Genomic DNA, 18,152 nt, shown 5'->3' with positions numbered 1-18,152 from the left:
AATTAGTTCATCGCGCCTTGCAAATTCTTCGAACCCCGCGGTGCGCTCCCGCCGTCGCTCGTAACAAAGCACCATGCGACTGAGCCCAACATGTCCGCGAAGCACCCAGGAGAGACCGCACTGGGCGATGTCTTTTTAGCTACGAAGGTGGTGCAGGAGGAGACCCGCCCCCATACTTTCCCCATCCACCAACATCGGGCTCAGCGGCCACAGCTGGGGCAGAACCGTCCGCCCCAGCGGATAGGCTGGAGGCCGTGATTACCGGTGAGCTCAAGTCCCAAGTCGACAGCGTCTGGAACGCCTTCTGGTCCGGCGGCATCTCCAACCCCCTGGAGGTGATCGAACAGATCACGTACCTGCTCTTCCTCAAGCGCCTGGATGACGCGCAGATCGCCGCCGAACGCAAAGCCGCCCGCACGGGCAAACCCGTCGAGCGGCCTGTCTTCCCCGAGGGCAGGGACCAGTTCGGCCGCTCCTACCAGGACCTGCGCTGGTCGAAGTTCAAGAACTTCGACAAGACCGAGATGTTCACGGTCTTCAGCCAAAGCATCTTCCCCTTCCTGCGCGAGGAGCTCACCCGCCAGTCAGACGGCAGCGACTCCTCCTACAGCCACCACATGAGGGACGCGCGCTTCACCATCACCAAGGATCACGTGCTGCAAAAAGCGGTGGACCTGATCGACCGCATCCCGATGGAGGACCGCGACACCAAGGGCGACCTCTACGAGTACATGCTTTCCAAAATCGCCACCGCGGGCACCAACGGCCAGTTCCGCACCCCGCGCCACATCATCAAACTCCTCGTGGAGATGCGTGACCCGAAGCCGATGGAGGCGATCTGCGACCCGGCATCCGGAACCTGCGGCTTCCTCATGGCCGCCGGTGAACACCTCCGCGACCACAACCCAGATCTGATGTTCGACCCGACTCAAAGCGCGTTCTTCAACAACGGGCAGTTCCACGGCTTTGACTTCGATTCCACCATGTTGCGCATCGGTGCCATGAACCTGCTGCTGCACGGCATCGAGAACCCGGTCATCGAAAATCGCGATTCCCTTGCCGACCTTCACTCGGCCGACGAGGAGAAATACGACGTCGTCCTAGCCAACCCACCCTTCGCCGGCAGTCTGGACTACGAGAACACCTCCAAGGAACTACTCAAGGTCGTCAAGACCAAGAAGACCGAGCTGCTGTTCCTAGCCTTGTTCCTACGCCTGCTCAAACCCGGCGGCCGCGCCGCAGTTATCGTGCCCGATGGCGTCCTTTTCGGCTCCTCCAACGCGCACAAGCAGCTGCGCAAGGAACTCGTGGAGAACCAGTTGCTAGAAGCGGTCGTCAAGTTGCCCTCCGGCGTCTTCCGGCCTTACGCAGGAGTGTCTACCGCAGTCCTGTTCTTCACCCGCACCGACTCAGGCGGCACCGAAAACGTCTGGTTCTACGACGTGGCTTCCGACGGATTCAGCCTCGACGACAAGCGCAACCCGATCCAAACCTCCGACCTGCCCGACATTCTCGATCGCTGGCGCGCCCTCCGCGGTGAGCTCGGGGAGGAGCGTACGAATGCAGAACTCGCTCGCGCGCGAACCGAGCGTTCATTCGTGGTCCCGAAAACGGAGATCGCAGAGAACGGATACGACCTTGCGATAAATCGGTACAAGGAAATGCAATACGACAACGTCGAACACCGAACCCCAGCGGACATCATCGCCGACATCGAACAGCTCGACGACGACATCGCCAAGAATTTCGCGGAACTGAAGGGATTACTGGCGTGAAATTCGTGCCGCTCTCAGAAGTCGCCAGAATCGACCGGGATTCCATTCAACCAGGAGATATCAAAAAGGGAACTACCTACGTCGGATTAGAGAACATTGCCTCTGGCGGTTCGTTCGTTGATGTCGTGGATGTATCTGCAGGCACTCTTGCGAGCAACAAGTTCAAATTTACGCGGGAACACATTCTCTACGGCAAACTTCGCCCCTATCTGGCTAAAATTGCCTTACCTGAATTCAGTGGTATTTGTAGCACGGACATTTTGCCAATCAAAGTAGGAGAACAAGCTGATAGGCGCTTTATCGCACATTATCTTCGACAGAACCATATGGTCAACAAGGTTAATAGTCTGGCCACTGGAGCAAACCTCCCACGCATTAGCCCCAAAATTCTTGCAACAATCGAGGTTCCATTCCTACCCTTGGAGAATCAGCGTCGTATCGCCAATACCCTAGATAAGGCCGACGCCCTTCGCGCCAAGCGCCGCGAAGCCATAATTCACCTCGACGCCCTCAGCATCTCTATCTACAACGAGATATTTGGCGACTCGTTAGTCGATTCGGATCGTCGGTGGCCACATGTATCTGTGGCCGAAGTGTGCAGTCATATTGTTGATTGTGTAAATCGCACAGCGCCGATCACCCCCAATGCTACCCCTTATAAAATGATTCGAACGACAAATGTGCGCAATCGGTCGATCGATCTTACGGACGTCCGCTTCGTGGACGAAGAAACGTTCAATCAGTGGAACAGACGGCTAATCCCTCGTTTCGGCGATGTCGTTTTGACACGGGAAGCACCTATGGGGGAAGCAGGTATTGTGCCCGCTGGAGAAAAAGTCTTCCTAGGGCAACGCACGATGCTGTACCGAGCAGATCCGTCCCGACTCACGGCGGAATACTTGCTATATACGTTGACATCACGATATATGAAAACGAGTTTCAGCAAGCATGGTGCTGGCACGACGGTTAAGCACCTCTCCGTGCCCTACTGCAGAAATTTCCATATCCCTCTCCCACCCTTGGGGCTGCAGCAGGAGTTCACGGACCGCATCACTGCACTCGATACCCTGAGGGCTGCCCACCGCGCCCAGTTGGCTGCCCTCGATAGCCTATTCCTGTCCCTGCAGAACCGCGCTTTCAAGGGCGAATTATAATGGCCACGGTCATCGCCAAGCCGCTTGAGTCCGAGGTTCGGATTTAGCTCTTCTTCGTACGGCCCGTGACGGCCGACGGCAGCACGTTACAACCACGCGACGTCGTTGAATGCGCTATGGACGCGGCCGGCCTTACGGAAAGTGCCCGAGCCGAGACGCACAACTTCGGCGGGTTGCGTTCGGAACAACAGCTCAGCTGGCGATCACCAATTCTAGTGAAGTAGTCTTCATCGAGCGTCCCTCGCGGGCCAGCTACCCCAGCACCGAGGCAAGCCGAACGTGGTTTGCTGACAATGCGGGAGCTATAAAGAGTTTTTTATTGCAATCGCGTTTTCGGACCTTCCGGTTCCACGTGCAGAACACACGCACCGCCGTCTTATCCCAAAATGCCACATCCGATGCGGGGGCCCGATCGAACAGATCAAGGCCGGCATCAACCGCATCACGGCCCAGGTTGGTGACTCCCTGTTGGTGCTGCTCGGTGACAGCCACCCCGCTTTGTTCGAGGAAGCCGTCGTCCGGTTGCTGCCGGGCATGGGTTATGGCGGTGCCAAGCAGCGCGGACAGAGCATCGAAAGCTCCGGCGATGGGAGCGTTGACGTGGTGATCGATCAGGAAGCATTGGGCCCCGAACATGTCACGTACAGGGCAAACGCTACGTCAAGGTAAGATCATCGGCCGCATGACGATCTAAGCGTATATCGGAGCGCTGCATGGGCCCGGAGCTGGTCGCGCAACGTTCATGGTCACTAGCACCTTCACGCGGAACGCCCGCGCTTAGGCGATTAGCATTCAAACCAGCGTGATCGCGATTGACGGCAACTGCCTGGTCTCACTGATGAATAAGCGCCCCGTCGTCGTCCAGGTGAAGCAGAGCCACGACGAGGTGGACATCGACGAGGACTTCTTCAATTAGAGCAGCACCAACTTGGCCGATCATCAGGTGTCGCTTACGTATGTCACGCCACGGGAACGCTTGCCTGCGGTCATTAGTTAGCATGAGTACACATTGACCAGCGCGTCTGAGGGGTAAGCAATGGAACAGGGCGCAAGCGGCGCGGGATGCGTGTCCAATTATGGGTTCCTATCTACTCAGTGGCCCGGCGTGTTCGGCGATGCTCGGGCCGCCGAAACCTACGCGTTGCGGGACCCGCGGACTTCACTGCTGTATGCCCGGCGGGCGCTTGAAGCCCTGATCGATTGGCTCTACACGGCCGACCCGACCCTGCGCGTGCCACTGAAAGACGACCTAAACAATCGGTTGACCGAGCAACAGTTCCAAGCCTTGGTCCCGACCATGGTCCGAGACAAAATGCACGCCATCCGCAAGGTCGCCAACAAGGGCATCCATGGGAACCTGCCGGTCAGCACGCAGATCTCCGGCCACATCGTCTCCGAGCTGTTCCACGTGACCGTCTGGCTGGCCACGCATTACGCCACGGACCCTGCCACCCGTCCCCTCTCCGGCATTACCTTCGACGCGGCGTTGCTCGCGCCGAAGCCGGCCGCCGGGGTCGTGCAGCTGACGAGGGCAGAGGCGGAGGCTCTCGCTGGCAAGCTCGACGCGAAAGACGCCGCACTGAAGGAGGCCGCTCTCAAGGAGGCTGGCTACGAGGCGCGGATCAAAGCGCTTCAGGCCGAAGTCGAGGCCGCGAAGAAGGCCAACGAAAAGATCCCGGACGAGCACGACTACACCGAGGCCGGGACCCGCGAGTACATCGACCTCTATCTGGCCGAGGCCGGCTGGGACGTCGCGGCGCCGAACGTGCGCGAGTTCCCGGTCCACACCATGCCGACGGCGGCCGGAACCCTGGACGGGCACGGCGCTGTGGACTATGTGCTGTGGGGCGCGGACGGGAAGCCTCTGGCCGTGCTGGAAGCCAAGCGGTCCTCCAAGGACCCCCACGCCGGCCAGCAGCAGGCCAAGTACTACGCCGACTGCCTCGAGCGCGCTTACGGGCAGCGCCCGGTGATCTACTACTCCAACGGGTACCGGCATTGGATCTGGGAGGATACCGTCTACCCCGAGCGGGAGGTCCTGGGCTTTCACACCCGCGATGAGCTCCAGCTCATGGTCGACCGCAGATCTTCGCGTAAGCCTTTGGCCGAAGCACCCATTCCCGCCGGCATCGCCGATCGCCCCTATCAGCAGGAAGCCATTCGCGCCGTGGCGGAGGCCTTCGACACCGACAAACGTCGAAAAGCACTGCTGGTCATGGCCACCGGCACGGGAAAAACCCGCACCGTGGTGGCACTGACCCAGCTGCTAAGCGAGAACCGGTGGGTCAAACGGGTACTGTTCCTCGCCGACCGGAACGCCTTGGTCACGCAAGCCTCCCGCGCCTTCAGAAACCTCATCCCCGGCTCCTCGCCAGCGATCCTGGGCACCGACGAGGGACCGGGGAGCCGGATCCATCTCTCCACGTATCCGACGATGATGAACCTAATCAACGCCTCGAACGAGGGAAAGGTGACCGGCCCCGAGTGGCGAGGGGTCGGCTACTACGACCTGGTGGTCGTAGACGAAGCCCACCGCTCCGTCTACCAGAAGTACCGCCAAATCTTCGCCTACTTCGACGCGCTGGTGATCGGGCTGACTGCCACCCCGCACAGCGAGGTCGACCGCAACACATACGCCCTGTTCGGGATCGAGAACAACAATCCCACCAGCGCGTACGAGCTCGACGAGGCAGTCACCGAGGGCTACCTCGTGCCGCCCCGGGTAATCGACGTACCAGTCGGTTTCATGCGCCAAGGAATCCGCTACGACGACCTCTCCCCCGAAGAGCAGGCGGAGTGGGACGAGAAGGAATGGGACGAGGACGGACTGGTTCCCGACGAGATCGCCGCCCCGGACCTGAACAAATGGCTGTTCAACACCGACACCGTGGACAAAGTGCTCGAGGTGCTGATGGAACGCGGGCACAAGGTCGCCGGCGGCGACAAGCTCGGCAAGACGATCGTGTTTGCCCGCAACCAGGACCACGCCAGATTCATAGTCGACCGCTTCGACGCCAACTACCCTGACCAGGCCGGAAACCTCGCCCGGGTCATCACCCACAGCGTGAACTACGCGCAACGGCTCATCGACGACTTCTCCGACCCCGCCAAAGACCCGCAGGTCGCCGTGAGCGTCGACATGCTCGACACCGGCATCGACGTCCCCGACGTGGTGAACCTGGTGTTCTTCAAGCCCGTACGGTCCAAGGCGAAGTTCTGGCAGATGGTCGGCCGCGGAACCCGGCTTCGACCAGACCTCTACGGCCCCGACCAGCCCAAGACAGACTTCCTCATCATCGACGTGTGCGGCAACGCCGAGTTCTTCAACGCCGGGCTCTCCGCACCTGACGCCGTGCTAGGACGCTCACTAGCCACACGGACCTTCGCAACCCGGGTACAGCTGCTTCGTGCGGCCGCGGAGACAGGATACGACAGTGGCTTCCGCACAGACCTGGTGTCGCACTTGGGCTCGACCATGCGCGGATTACCCCGCCACAATTTCCTGGTCAGGCCCCATGTGGCGGCCGTGGAGCGCTTCGCCCAGAACTCGACATGGGAGAAGCTGACCGACACCGACGCAGCCATCGCCGACCAGGAACTCGCCCCCTTGGCCGCCGTGGTGCCCGGCGAAGGCGAGGAAGAGTCCAGGCGCTTCGATCTCCTCGTCCTGCAGATCGAGTTGGCAGCGTTGACCGGCGCCCCAGCCGGACTGGCACGGCTCGGGGCGCAGCTGGTGAAGATCGCTGCGGCGCTCCAGGATCAGGGAAATATCCCGAGAATCGCGGCGCAGTTGCACGTGATCGACGCCATCGTGGAGATGGGTTCCGATGACGGGACGTGGACCGCCGTAGACGCGCTTTGGCTCGAAACGGTCAGGCATAAGCTACGGAATCTCGTGCCTCTGATTGAAAGGCGCAAACGCAACCTCGTTTACACCAATTTTGTGGACGTCCGGGGTGAACTCACCGAAATTAATCTGCAGGGCGTGAAGCAGCCGACTTTTGACGTGTCCTATTACCGAGAGCGTGTGGCGCTCCATTTGCAGGAACACCTCGACCACATCGCCATGCAAAGGCTGCGCCACGGACGAGCGCTGACTGCCCTCGACCTGGCAGCACTCGAGAAGATGCTCATGGGAAGCGGCGCGGGATCCCGCGAGGACCTGGAACGCGCCACCGCAGGCGATCTCACTGGTTTCATCCGCTCCCTGGTCGGCCTGGACCCGCAAGCTGTCCAGGAAGCGTTCGCCGAGTTCATTTCCGAAAGCACATTGAACACGCGCCAGCTGAAACTGTTGCACATGCTCATCGCCCAACTCACCCGCGGTGGCCGCATGGACGCCGCGGCGCTCTACGAGCCTCCATACACGGAGATCGCACCCCACGGGCCCGAGGATCTTTTCGCCGAGGACACGGTCAACCGCATCTTCGCGGTCGTCGATCGATTTGGGAGCTCAAACTTCCCAGCACCCGGGGAAGCTATCGGAGAAATCGCTTAACTCCGATAATCAGTTATCCAACAGTGAGACACTAATATGTGGACAGCAAATGCAGTCGTCATTCCAAACTAGTGGCCCGTCTTTGAAGTGGTTGGTCGGTTGGCTTTCTTGAGGATCTCGGTGCTGGTCTTGGTCCACACAAAGGGGTGGCAGCGGTCGTTCCACCCGGTGACGAAGGCCCGGATCTTCCGGTTGAGCTCGGGCACCGAGGTGACGTCGGCCCGGTGCAGAGCCTGACGCTCGATGATCCCGAACCACACCTCCACGAGGTTCAACCAGGAGGCCGAGGTCGGAGTGAAGTGCACCTGGAACCGCGGGTTTTCAACCAGCCAGGCCTTCACCTCAGGCGTCCTGTGCACCGCGTAGTTGTCCATCACCAGATGCAGCGGTCCCTCCGGGTAGGCGCGGGCGACTTGTCTGAGGAAGGCCAGGAACTCCTGGCGCCGGTGTCGCGGCTTGCACGCGGCGGTGACGTGGCCGGTGGCGATCTCCAACGCCGCGAACAGGGTCGAGGTCCCGTGCCGGACGTAGTCGTGGGTCCGAGCCGCCGGCTTCCCGGGCTGCATCGGCAGCCCCGGGGAGGTGCGCTCGAGGGCCTGGATCTGGGACTTCTCGTCCACGCAGAGCACGATCGCGTTCTCGGGCGGGGCCAGGTAGAGCCCCACGACGTCGACGACCTTGGCGACCAGCTCGGGGTCGGTGGAGAACTTGAAGGTGCCCTCCCGCCAAGGCGCCACCCCGTACTCCCGCCAAGCCTTGGCCACGGTACTGTGGTCGATCCCCAGCCGGGACGCCAGCAGCCGGGAGGACCAGTGGGTGACCCCGAGCTTCTTCGGCGGTGGCCGCAGCGTGGCGGCCACGATCGCCCGGTGGTCGATCCGCCGCGGACGCCCGGACCGGTCGTGGTCGGCCAGCCCATCGATCCCGGCCGCGTCGTAGCGGGCCCGCCAGGCGATGACTGTGGTGCGGGTGGCCCCGACCTTCTCGGCGATCTCGGTGTTGGAGACCCCGTCGGCGGCCAGCAGCACGATCCGCGCCCGCTGCGCCAGCCCCGCCCGGACAGAACTCGAATGCACCAATCGGCTCAGCTTCTCCCGGTCGCCTTCCCGCAAGAGCAACGGGGCCGCAGGATGGTTTGCCATGACCCATGATCCCACCCCGTCAAGCGTTCAAGCAGTTCACAGACGGGCCACTAGCGGCTACTGGCACAGATGAGTGGGAAAAGGCCCGGCTGCTTGTGCAGCCGGGCCCTCCATTGTCAGATGCGCTGGCGAATTGTTCCGCCAGGATCACTATCGCTGCGCCCGTTCGGCACAAAGCGTCCGGTCGTTGCCGACCGGGTCACCGTCCTCTTGTTGCTCGTACCCGAGCCAACGGCCTCTTTGGTCGTCTTCCCGGGCCAGCGAGCCGCGGCGGCGTTGCTGACAAATCGCCCGGTACGGGCGCTGCGATTGACACTGCGTGTCATCGCCACCTCCTGAGAGGTCGCGCCGGGCCCGAGCACGCCCCCGTGGTGGGGGCGCTGACAACGCGCGTAGACTGGTCGACGCCCTACCAGGCATCGGGTCTTTGGCCCAACTCGGGGTGGCCCTGCTCAAACAGGGCCACCCCGTTCTTGTTGGCCTTGCGGCCAAGCTTGGTGCTGATCTCTGTCCCTAGTTGGACGCTGGGGCGGCCCGCGGTCCAGAACTAGGTATCTCCGCACCATCTGCCATCTCGAGGACCGAGTTGGCCAACTAAACGACCTGCTGGCCAACTCGGTCGGCCGTTTTGGCCAACTACCACTGTTTTGGCCAACTAGCCCGGCACCTCACACGGGATCAGAAGTCCCAGTCCTCGTCCTCCGTGTTCACGGCCTTGCCGATCACGTAGGAGGAGCCCGAGCCGGAGAAGAAGTCGTGGTTCTCGTCGGCGTTCGGGGACAGCGCGGACAGGATGGCCGCCGAGACGTCGGTCATCTCCTTCGGGAACAGCGCCTCGAAGCCCAGGTTGTTCAGGGCCTTGTTGGCGTTGTAGTGCAGGAACTTCTTGACGTCCTCGGTCCACCCGACACCGTCGTAGAGGGACTCGGTGTAGCGCACCTCGTTCTCGTAGAGCTCCTCGAGCAGCTCGTAGGTGTAGAGCTTCAGCTCGTCCTGGCGTTCCTGGGACTCCTGGGCCAGGGCCCGCTGGAACTTGTAGCCGATGTAGTAGCCGTGCACGGCCTCGTCCCGGATGATGAGGCGGACCAGGTCGGCCGTGTTCGTCAGCTTGGCCCGGGAGGACCAGTACATGGGCAGGTAGAACCCGGAGTAGAAGAGGAAGGACTCGAGCAGGGTCGAGGCCACCTTCTTCTTCAGCGGGTCGTCGCCCTTGTAGTACTTGATGATTATGTCGGCCTTCTTCTGCAGGTGCGGGTTCTCCCGGGACCAGCGGAAGACGTCGTCGATCTCCTTCATGGAGGACAGCGTCGAGAAGATGGACGAGTAGGACTTCGCGTGCACCGACTCCATGAACGCGATGTTGGTGTACACCGCCTCCTCGTGCAGGGTCACGGCGTCCGGGATCAGGGAGACGGCGCCGACGGTGCCCTGGATGGTGTCCAGCAGGGTCAGGCCCGTGAAGACCCGCATGGTGAGCTGCTGCTCCTCCGCGGTGAGCGTCTTCCAGGAGGGGACGTCGTTGGAGATCGGCACCTTCTCGGGCAGCCAGAAGTTCGCGGTCAGCCGGTCCCAGACCTCGTCGTCCTTCGGGTCCTCGATCCGGTTCCAGTTGATGGCCTGGGCCTGGTGGTGGAGCAGCTGCACCTTGTCGATGCTCTCGCTCTTCTCCAGAGTCATGGTCTGTCTCTTCCTCGAACGGGGTGGGCCCCCGCGCGCGTCCTGCGGACGTACGCGGGGAGTTTCGTGGGTGGCCGCCGGGGCCCTGTGGTCACAGCATGCAGGAGACGCAGCCTTCGACCTCAGTGCCCTCCAGCGCCAGCTGGCGGATCCGGGAGTAGTACATCGTCTTGATGCCTTTGCGCCACGCGTAGATCTGCGCCCGGTTGATGTCCCGGGTGGTGGCCGTGTCCTTGAAGAACAAGGTCAGGGACAGGCCCTGGTCCACGTGCTGCGTGGCCGCGGCGTAGGTGTCGATGATCTTCTCGTAGCCGATCTCGTACGCGTCCTGGAAGTACTCCAGGTTCTCGTTGTTCATGAAGGGCGCCGGGTAGTACACGCGGCCCAGCTTGCCCTCCTTGCGGATCTCGATCTTCGAGGCGATCGGGTGGATCGAGGACGTCGAGTTGTTGATGTAGGAGATCGAGCCGGTCGGCGGCACGGCCTGCAGGTTCTGGTTGTACATCCCGTGCTCCATGACCGAGGCCTTGAGCTGCTCCCAGTCCGCCCGGGTGGGGATGTGCACGCCGGCCTCCGCGAACAGCTGCCGCACCCGCTCGGTGGCCGGGGCCCACTCGCGGTCGGTGTACTTGGTGAAGTACTCCCCCGACGCGTACTGGGACCGCTCGAAGCCGGCGAACACCGACCTGCGCTCCTTCGCGATCTCGTTCGACGCGCGGACCGCGTGGTACGTGACCGTGTAGAAGTAGATGTTCGTGAAGTCGAGGCCTTCCTCGGAGCCGTAGTGGATGTGCTCCTTGGCGAGGTAGCCGTGCAGGTTCATCTGCCCGAGGCCCACGGCGTGGGACATCTGGTTGCCGCGCTCGATCGAGGGCACCGAGGTGATGTCGGACATGTCCGACACCGCGGTGAGCCCCCGGATCGCCGTCTCCACCGACCGCCCGAAGTCCGGGGACTCCATGGTCAGCGCGATGTTGAGGGAGCCGAGGTTGCAGGAGATGTCCTTGCCGACCTCGTCGTAGTTCAGGTCCTCGTGGTACGTGGACGGCTCGGAGACCTGCAGGATCTCGGAGCACAGGTTGGACATGATGATCTTGCCGTCGATCGGGTTGGCCCGGTTCACCGTGTCCTCGAACATGACGTACGGGTAGCCGGACTCGAACTGCACCTCCGCGAGGGTCTGGAAGAACTCGCGGGCGTTGATCTTCTTCTTGGTGATCCGGCCGTCCGCGACCATCTCGTGGTACTTCTCGGACACGTTGACGTCCGAGAACGGCATCCCGTAGACCCGCTCCACGTCGTACGGGGAGAACAGGTACATGTCCTGGTTCTTCTTGGCGAGCTCGAACGTGATGTCCGGGATGACCACGCCCAGGGACAGGGTCTTGATCCGGATCTTCTCGTCCGCGTTCTCCCGCTTGGTGTCCAGGAAGCTGTAGATGTCCGGGTGGTGGGCGTGCAGGTACACCGCACCCGCGCCCTGGCGGGCGCCCAGCTGGTTGGCGTAGGAGAACGAGTCCTCCAGCAGCTTCATGATCGGGATGATGCCCGAGGACTGGTTCTCGATCTTCTTGATCGGGGCCCCGGCCTCACGGACGTTGGTCAGCGCGAACGCCACGCCGCCGCCGCGCTTGGACAGCTGCAGGGCGGAGTTGATCGATCGGCCGATGGACTCCATGTTGTCCTCGATGCGGAGCAGGAAGCAGGAGACGAGCTCGCCGCGCTGCTGCTTGCCCGCGTTGAGGAACGTGGGGGTCGCCGGCTGGAAGCGCCCCGCGATGATCTCGTCGACCAGCTGCGTGGCGAGCAGCTCGTCGCCGTCCGCGAGGTAGAGGGAGACCATGACCACGCGGTCCTCGAAGCGCTCGAGGTAGCGCTGGCCGTCGAAGGTCTTCAGCGTGTAGGACGTGTAGAACTTGAACGCGCCCAGGAAGGTCTCGAAGCGGAACTTCCGGGAGTAGGCCCGCTTGGAGAGCTCCTTGATGAAGTCCATGCTGTACTTCGCCAGGACCTCGGGCTCGTAGTACTGGTGCGAGACCAGGTAGTCGAGCTTCTCCTCGAGGTCGTGGAAGAAGACCGTGTTGTTGTTCACGTGCTGCAGGAAGTACTGCCGCGCGGCCTGCCGATCGGCGTCGAACTGGATGTGGCCGTCGGCGTCGTAGAGGTTCAGCAGGGCGTTGAGCTCGTGGTAGCCCAGGCCCCGGTACTTCTCCGGGACGCGCGTGTCCTCGTGGCCGGGCTCGACGCTCACGCCCGGAGCTGCTGAAATTGTCGCCAAAACTGTTCCAATCCTTGATTGACCTCGTGGACGTCCTCGGAGGTGCCCATGAGCTCGAACTTGTAGAGAACGGGGACGTTGCACTTGGCCGCGATCTTGTCCGCGGCCAGGCAGAACGCCGACCCGAAATTGGTGTTGCCCGCGCCGATGACGCCGCGCAGGAACCGCCGGTTGGTCTCCTTGTTGAGGAACTTCACGACCTGCGGCGGGACGGCCCCGCTGCCGTTGGGCCGCCCGTACGTCGGGGCGACCAGCACGAAGGGCTCGGTGATCTCAGGGGGCTCCTCCCCGGTCAGAAGAGGAAGGCGCAGCACGCGGGCGTCGAGCTTCTCGACGAAGCGGTGCGTGTTGTTGGAGACCGAGGAGAAGTAGACCACCAGTGGGGCGTGGCCGTCCGGTGCCGCGGCGGTCTCGCCGTGGTCCTGCTGAGCGTTCCCGGGACGGGTGCCGGGGTGGTGCGTGCTCATTGCTTCCGCGCTCCGGGATGGGGTGGTGGGTGGGTGGTCGGGCGCCGCGGGGAAGCGGGCGGCGCGCCGGCCTCAGGCCGTGAGGAGGACGGCCAGGGAGGTGATCTTGTCCGGACGGTACCCGGACCAGTGCTCGGTCGGCGTCTCGACGACCGGCACCTGCTGGTAGCCCAGGGCCAGGACGTGGGCCAGGGCGGCCTCGTCCTCGGTGACGTCGACGACGTTGTACTCGATGCCCTTCTTGGTCAGAGCCCGGTAGGTGGCATTGCACTGGACGCAGGACGGCTTGCTGTACACGGTCACGGACATCGCTGTTTCCCCTTGGTCGGTCGGGTGGTTTTCGAGGGAGATCCGCGACTTCCGCAGACTCTGCGGCGGTGAAGGGGTATCTCCGGGTGGCTGATTTCAATACTACATCTAGTGCCAGGAAGGGGAAGCGACCCCTAGATGCAGTGGTGACGGTTGTCCACAGCTCCCTTCTCGCTATCCCCAGGAAGGCCCTGGTCCATCCACAGGGGCCTCCGCAGGGGGTCGCGGATTTCCGCCGCCGGGGTGCCGTTGTGCACAGGCTGTGCGCACCGCGGGCCCCCGGCCGGTGGACAGGATTAATTTTCGGACACGGCGTGTCGGGTCCGGCGGCGGGGCCGGCGCAGCCCGACCGCCGCGGCGGCGATCCTGCCCCGCAGGCCCCGGTAGGGCGGGTAGACGACCCGCAGGGTGTCGGGGGCGAGCGGCTTGTCGAGGACCGCCCGCGCGTGGGAGAACGTGGTGAACGAGAACTTCCCGTGGTAGGCGCCGGTGCCGCTCTCCCCCACCCCGCCGAACGGCAGCTCGGGGCTGGTGAGGTGCAGCAGCGGGGCGTTGAAGGACAGCCCGCCGGAGGACGTGTGCCGGCGGAACAGCTCCTTGACCGACCGCTCCTCGGTGAACACGTACAGGGCCAGCGGCTTGTCCCGGGCGGTGATCAGCTCAACGGCGTGCTCGGCGGAGGGCACGGGCACCAGGGGCAGGACGGGCCCGAAGAGCTCCTCGGCCATGAGCGGGCCGTCCGGGGCGGAGCGCACCACCGTGGGCGCGAGGTAGCGCTCCCCCGGCTCGGCCGTCCCTCCGCAGACCACGTCGTGGTCGGGGACCTGGTCCAGGAGCCCGGTCAGCCGGTCGAGGTGGCGGCCGGTGACGATCCGCCCGTAGGAGTCGCTGCGGGACGGGTCAGGGCCGTAGTGCTCCTCCACCGCGCGCACGAGCTCCGGCTCGAGGGCGGCGAGCGTCTCGGGGGTGCCGAGCACGTGGTCCGGGGCCACGCAGGTCTGGCCCGCGTTGAGGAACTTCCCCCACACGATCCGCCGTGCGGCGGTCCGCAGGTCGGTCGAGCCGTCCACCCAGACCGGGGACTTCCCGCCCAGCTCGAGGGTCACCGGGGTCAGGTGCCGTGCGGCGGCGGCCATGACGACCCGCGCGACCTTTCCGTTGCCGGTGTAGAAGACGTGGTCGAAGCGGTGCTCGAGCAGCCGGGTGGTCTCCGGCACGCCGCCCTCGACCACGCTCACGCAGTCCCCCAGGTAGCGCTCGAGCAGCTCGGCCAGCACCCCGGAGACGGTGGCGGAGACCTCCGAGGGCTTGACGACGACGGTGTTGCCGGCGGCGAGCGCTCCCGCCAGCGGGCTCAGGACGAGCTGGACGGGATAGTTCCACGGCGCCATCACCAGCACGGTCCCGAGCGGCTGGTGCTCGACCCGGGAGCGGGCCGGGGCGAGGCTCAGCGGGACGGGGACCCGGGCCGGGGTCATCCAGCGGGCGAGCTCCTTGCGGATGCCGGCGACCTCCTCGAGAGTGAAGCCGAGCTCGGTGAGCCACGCCTCAGCCGGGGGCTTGCCGAGGTCGGCGGCAAGGGCCTGCTCGAGCTCCGTGCGGTTCTCCCGCACGAGGTCCTCGAGCCGGTGCAGCCGGTCCAGCCGGGTCGCGAGGTCGACGTCGGGGACGAAGGCCGCCCGGGCGCGGTCGACGGCGGCGTCGACGGCCGGGAAGTCCGCCGGTGCGTCGGCCGCGACGTCCGCGGGGCCGGGAACGGTGAGACTGCTGTGGATGCTGGTCATGGCTCCAGAGTAGGGCCCGGCTCGGACGCCGGAGAGCCCGGACCCTCGACCGGTCAGAGCAGCCCGTGCTCCGCGAGCTGCCGGGAGATCGACGCGCCGTCGTTGCCCTCGATCCACAGCGTCCCCTCGGGGATGGTCACCCGCCGCTCCTCGTTGACCAGGGGCGTGCCGGCCAGCACCGCCTCCGCCGGGGACAGGTTGCGGATGACGATGGCGGCCACGTGCTCCGGATAGCGGTTGACGAATCCGCTGTAGATCTCGGGGTCGTGCTGGCCGTCGTCGCCGATGAGGATCCACCGCACGTGGGGGAAGTTCCGGGCCAGCCGCTCGAGGTTCTGCACCTTGTGCGCGGCCCCGGCACGGAACCACCGGTCCGTGGTGGGGCCCCAGTCGGTGAGCAGCAGGGCCCCGGCCGGGTAGGCGTTGCGGGTGAGGAAGCGGCGCAGGGTGGGGGCCACGTTCCAGGCGCCCGTGGAGAGGTAGAGGAACGGCGCCTCGTGGTGGCGGTGCAGCAGCCGGTCCATCATGACCGCCATCCCGGGGGTGGGTGTGCGGGCGTGCTCGTTGAGCACGAAGGAGTTCCAGGCGGCCAGCATGGGGCGCGGCAGGGCCGTGACCATGACGGTGTCGTCGACGTCGGAGACCACGCCGATCCGCTGCTCGTCCGCCACGACGAACACGCGGGACTCGACGGTCTCGGAGCCCTCCGTCTGCATCCACACCGTGTGCTCGCCCGGAGCCAGGGACACCTGCAGGTCGACGTCGACCACGCCGCCCTTGTCGGCCACCAGGTGGAACTCGAACTCGTCGATCCAGACGTTGACGTGGGCGAAGGCGATGGGCACCGAGGTGAACGAGCGCCAGCCGCGGATCGACTCCGCGCTCTCGTCGGTGGACTCGATGAGCCCCCGGGTCTTGAGCAGGGCCCGGCCGAGCACCCGCACGTGGTGCTCGGAGCCGTACCCCTCGAAGGCCACCATGACCGGGATGTCGCCCCGGGCCTCGGCGCGCCGCTGGCGGAACCGGTGGAGCCGCTGCTCGAGGCGGTAGCCCACGTTGATGGCTTCCTCGGTGACCTGATCGACGGTCTGCATGAGCTCCGAGCTGCTGGATTTCTTCGCCATGCGCCCAGTGTTCCACAGGGCACACCCGGGACACGGCGGCGCCCGCGGGGCGCAGCGGACCGGGTGTCCGATCCGCTGCGCCCCACGGGCGCCGGGGTACTGCAGGTCAGTTCTCGACGAAGGCTGTCCGGGTTCAGCACGTCCTCCGTGGCCGTCCCGGCGCCGGTTCTCGACGCCGCCGTCCGGGTTCACCACATACTCCGTGGCCGTCCCGGCGCCAGTTCTCGACGCAGGCTGTCCGGGCCGAGCACGTCCTCCGTGGCGGCCCCGGAGTCAGCTCTCGACGCAACCGTTCGGGTCGAGCACGTCCTCCGTGGCGACCCCGGCGTCAGTTCTTGATGTAGCCGTTCGGGTTCAGCACGTACTTCGTGGCGGCCCCGGCGTCGAACTCGGCGTAGCCCTGCGGCGCCTCCTCCAGCGGGATGGCCTTGGCGTTGACGGCCTTGGCGATCTGGATCTTGTCGTGCAGGATCGCCATCATCAGCTGCCGGTTGTACTTCATCACCGGGCACTGTCCGGTGGTGAAGGCCAGGGACTTCGCCCACCCCGTGCCGAGGCTGATCGACAGGGAGCCCTTCTTCGCCGCCTCGTCCACCGCGCCCGGATCCCCGGTCACGTAGAGGCCGGGGATGCCCAGCGCTCCGCCCGCGGCGGTGATGTCCATGAGCGAGTTCAGCACGGTGGCCGGAGCCTCGTGGGAGGCGTCCTTGCCGTGCCCCCGGGCCTCGAAGCCGACGGCGTCCACGCCGCAGTCGACCTCCGGGACGCCGAGGATCTGCTCGATCTGCTCGGCGGGCGAGCCCTTCGAGACGTCCACGGTCTCGCAGCCGAAGCTGCGCGCCTGGGCCAGCCGCTGCTCGTTCATGTCCCCCACGATCACCACCGCGGCCCCCAGCAGGTGGGCCGCGGCCGCCGCGGCCAGGCCCACCGGTCCGGCGCCGGCGATGTAGACCGTGGAGCCGACGCCCACCCCGGCCGTGACCACGCCGTGGTAGCCCGTGGGCAGGATGTCGGAGAGCATGGTCAGGTCCATGATCTTCTCCAGGGCCTGGTCCCGGTCCGGGAACTTCAGCAGGTTCCAGTCCGCGTAGGGCACCAGCACGTACTCCGCCTGCCCGCCGACCCAGCCACCCATGTCCACGTAACCGTAGGCGGAGCCCGGCCGGTCCGGGTTCACGTTGAGGCAGATGCCGGTCTTGCGCTCCTTGCAGTTGCGGCACCGCCCGCAGGAGATGTTGAAGGGGACGGAGACGATGTCCCCGACCTTGATGAACTCGACGTCCGGCCCGCACTCGACGACCTCGCCCGTGATCTCGTGGCCGAGGACGAGGTCCGTCGGAGCCGTGGTGCGCCCGCGCACCATGTGCTGGTCCGAGCCGCAGATGTTCGTGCTCACGGTCCGGAGGATGACCCCGTGCGGGACCTTCCGGCCGATGTTGGCCGTGTTGATCCCCGGGGCGTCCTTGAGCTCGAACTCGGGGTATTCGGTGTCGATGACCTCGACCTTGCCGGGACCCTTGTAGGCGACCGCTCTGTTGCCTGCCATCATGACCTCTTCCGTGTGGATGTCCGTCACGGGCGTTCCCGGTGGAGCACCACCGCGGAAGCCCTCGTTCCCGACGGGGACCCGTCACGATGTGACCCTGAGCTCGCTGTGATCCAGGTCACGGAGAACGGCCGCCGGTGGTGCTGACGCTAACAGGACGCGTCAACGAGCGGAAGGGATGGGAGCAGGCAAAAAGGAATGCGAAAGAGCCCGCCCCGCGTGTCGCGGAACGGGCTCTTTCGTCCTGGTGGAGCTGAGGGGACTCGAACCCCTGACCCTTTGCATGCCATGCAAATGCGCTACCAGCTGCGCCACAGCCCCAAGTCGTTGCCTCGAGAGACACTATCACAACCTGGACGGCGTCCTCATCGGTCACCCTTTCCCGGTTGATCCAGCAC

General features: G+C 64.6%; 12 protein-coding genes and 1 tRNA gene. 4 read left to right on the top strand and 9 right to left on the bottom strand.

Annotated features, from left to right (window positions below; translation table 11 throughout):
• The first annotated feature begins 254 nt into the window (after positions 1 to 254).
• The 4 genes from RCG67_RS05465 to RCG67_RS05450 all read left to right on the top strand — a co-directional run bounded on the left by RCG67_RS05465 (position 255) and on the right by RCG67_RS05450 (position 7,427).
• On the top strand, positions 255 to 1,775 hold the full coding sequence (locus tag RCG67_RS05465) for a type I restriction-modification system subunit M (RefSeq protein WP_368825175.1): 1,521 nt from the start codon (positions 255 to 257) through the stop codon (positions 1,773 to 1,775).
• Positions 1,772 to 2,929, top strand: a complete 1,158-nt coding sequence (locus RCG67_RS05460; RefSeq protein WP_368825174.1) for a restriction endonuclease subunit S — start codon at positions 1,772 to 1,774, stop codon at positions 2,927 to 2,929. The genes RCG67_RS05465 and RCG67_RS05460 overlap by 4 nt, the downstream gene beginning before the upstream one ends.
• 534 nt (positions 2,930 to 3,463) lie before the next feature.
• The gene (locus RCG67_RS05455) at positions 3,464 to 3,598 is read left to right on the top strand and encodes a hypothetical protein (RefSeq protein ID WP_368825557.1); all 135 of its coding nucleotides are present in this window, start codon (positions 3,464 to 3,466) and stop codon (positions 3,596 to 3,598) included.
• A gap of 367 nt (positions 3,599 to 3,965) precedes the next feature.
• Positions 3,966 to 7,427, top strand: a complete 3,462-nt coding sequence (locus RCG67_RS05450; protein WP_368825173.1) for a DEAD/DEAH box helicase family protein — start codon at positions 3,966 to 3,968, stop codon at positions 7,425 to 7,427.
• Positions 7,428 to 7,495: 68 nt separating this feature from the next.
• Here RCG67_RS05450 and RCG67_RS05445 read toward each other — a convergent pair whose 3' ends face one another.
• The 9 genes from RCG67_RS05445 to RCG67_RS05405 all read right to left on the bottom strand — a co-directional run bounded on the left by RCG67_RS05445 (position 7,496) and on the right by RCG67_RS05405 (position 18,075).
• Positions 7,496 to 8,569: an IS630 family transposase gene (locus RCG67_RS05445; RefSeq protein WP_368825172.1), complete on the bottom strand. Its 1,074-nt coding sequence runs from the start codon at positions 8,567 to 8,569 to the stop codon at positions 7,496 to 7,498.
• 678 nt (positions 8,570 to 9,247) lie between these two features.
• Positions 9,248 to 10,246, bottom strand: coding sequence for a class 1b ribonucleoside-diphosphate reductase subunit beta (nrdF, locus tag RCG67_RS05440; protein WP_368825171.1), 999 nt, complete (start codon positions 10,244 to 10,246; stop codon positions 9,248 to 9,250).
• 91 nt (positions 10,247 to 10,337) lie between these two features.
• Entirely contained in the window at positions 10,338 to 12,497 is a 2,160-nt protein-coding gene (nrdE, locus tag RCG67_RS05435) for a class 1b ribonucleoside-diphosphate reductase subunit alpha (protein ID WP_368825170.1), read from the bottom strand.
• Positions 12,494 to 12,991, bottom strand: a complete 498-nt coding sequence (nrdI, locus tag RCG67_RS05430; protein ID WP_368825169.1) for a class Ib ribonucleoside-diphosphate reductase assembly flavoprotein NrdI — start codon at positions 12,989 to 12,991, stop codon at positions 12,494 to 12,496. Before nrdI ends, nrdE begins: the two co-directional genes overlap by 4 nt.
• 72 nt (positions 12,992 to 13,063) lie before the next feature.
• Positions 13,064 to 13,300, bottom strand: a complete 237-nt coding sequence (gene nrdH, locus RCG67_RS05425) for a glutaredoxin-like protein NrdH (RefSeq protein ID WP_058872736.1) — start codon at positions 13,298 to 13,300, stop codon at positions 13,064 to 13,066.
• 296 nt (positions 13,301 to 13,596) lie between these two features.
• On the bottom strand, positions 13,597 to 15,084 hold the full coding sequence (locus RCG67_RS05420) for an aldehyde dehydrogenase family protein (protein WP_368825168.1): 1,488 nt from the start codon (positions 15,082 to 15,084) through the stop codon (positions 13,597 to 13,599).
• Between the two features lie 53 nt (positions 15,085 to 15,137).
• Complete coding sequence (locus tag RCG67_RS05415) at positions 15,138 to 16,208, bottom strand: App1 family protein phosphatidate phosphatase (protein ID WP_058872738.1); 1,071 nt, start codon at positions 16,206 to 16,208, stop codon at positions 15,138 to 15,140.
• A gap of 328 nt (positions 16,209 to 16,536) precedes the next feature.
• On the bottom strand, positions 16,537 to 17,754 hold the full coding sequence (gene fdhA / locus RCG67_RS05410) for a formaldehyde dehydrogenase, glutathione-independent (RefSeq protein WP_058872770.1): 1,218 nt from the start codon (positions 17,752 to 17,754) through the stop codon (positions 16,537 to 16,539).
• A gap of 245 nt (positions 17,755 to 17,999) precedes the next feature.
• Positions 18,000 to 18,075, bottom strand: a tRNA-Ala gene (locus RCG67_RS05405).
• Positions 18,076 to 18,152: the final 77 nt, after the last annotated feature.

Origin of the sequence: Kocuria cellulosilytica (genome assembly GCF_040981245.1) — a bacterium.
GTDB classification, from domain to species: Bacteria; Actinomycetota; Actinomycetes; order Actinomycetales; family Micrococcaceae; genus Kocuria; species Kocuria cellulosilytica.
The sequence above is the reverse complement of the archived record's forward strand: the minus strand, read 5'-3'. Positions and strand labels throughout refer to the sequence as shown.

Excerpts from the sequence above, each read along its gene's own strand:
- fdhA (WP_058872770.1), bottom strand. The coding sequence starts at position 17,754 with ATGGCAGGCAACAGAGCGGTCGCCTACAAGGGTCCCGGCAAGGTCGAG.
- RCG67_RS05455 (WP_368825557.1), top strand. The coding sequence starts at position 3,464 with ATGGGTTATGGCGGTGCCAAGCAGCGCGGACAGAGCATCGAAAGCTCC.
- RCG67_RS05450 (WP_368825173.1), top strand. The coding sequence starts at position 3,966 with ATGGAACAGGGCGCAAGCGGCGCGGGATGCGTGTCCAATTATGGGTTC.
- RCG67_RS05445 (WP_368825172.1), bottom strand. The coding sequence starts at position 8,569 with ATGGCAAACCATCCTGCGGCCCCGTTGCTCTTGCGGGAAGGCGACCGG.
- nrdI (WP_368825169.1), bottom strand. The coding sequence starts at position 12,991 with ATGAGCACGCACCACCCCGGCACCCGTCCCGGGAACGCTCAGCAGGAC.
- nrdF (WP_368825171.1), bottom strand. The coding sequence starts at position 10,246 with ATGACTCTGGAGAAGAGCGAGAGCATCGACAAGGTGCAGCTGCTCCAC.
- nrdH (WP_058872736.1), bottom strand. The coding sequence starts at position 13,300 with ATGTCCGTGACCGTGTACAGCAAGCCGTCCTGCGTCCAGTGCAATGCC.
- RCG67_RS05415 (WP_058872738.1), bottom strand. The coding sequence starts at position 16,208 with ATGGCGAAGAAATCCAGCAGCTCGGAGCTCATGCAGACCGTCGATCAG.
- RCG67_RS05420 (WP_368825168.1), bottom strand. The coding sequence starts at position 15,084 with ATGACCAGCATCCACAGCAGTCTCACCGTTCCCGGCCCCGCGGACGTC.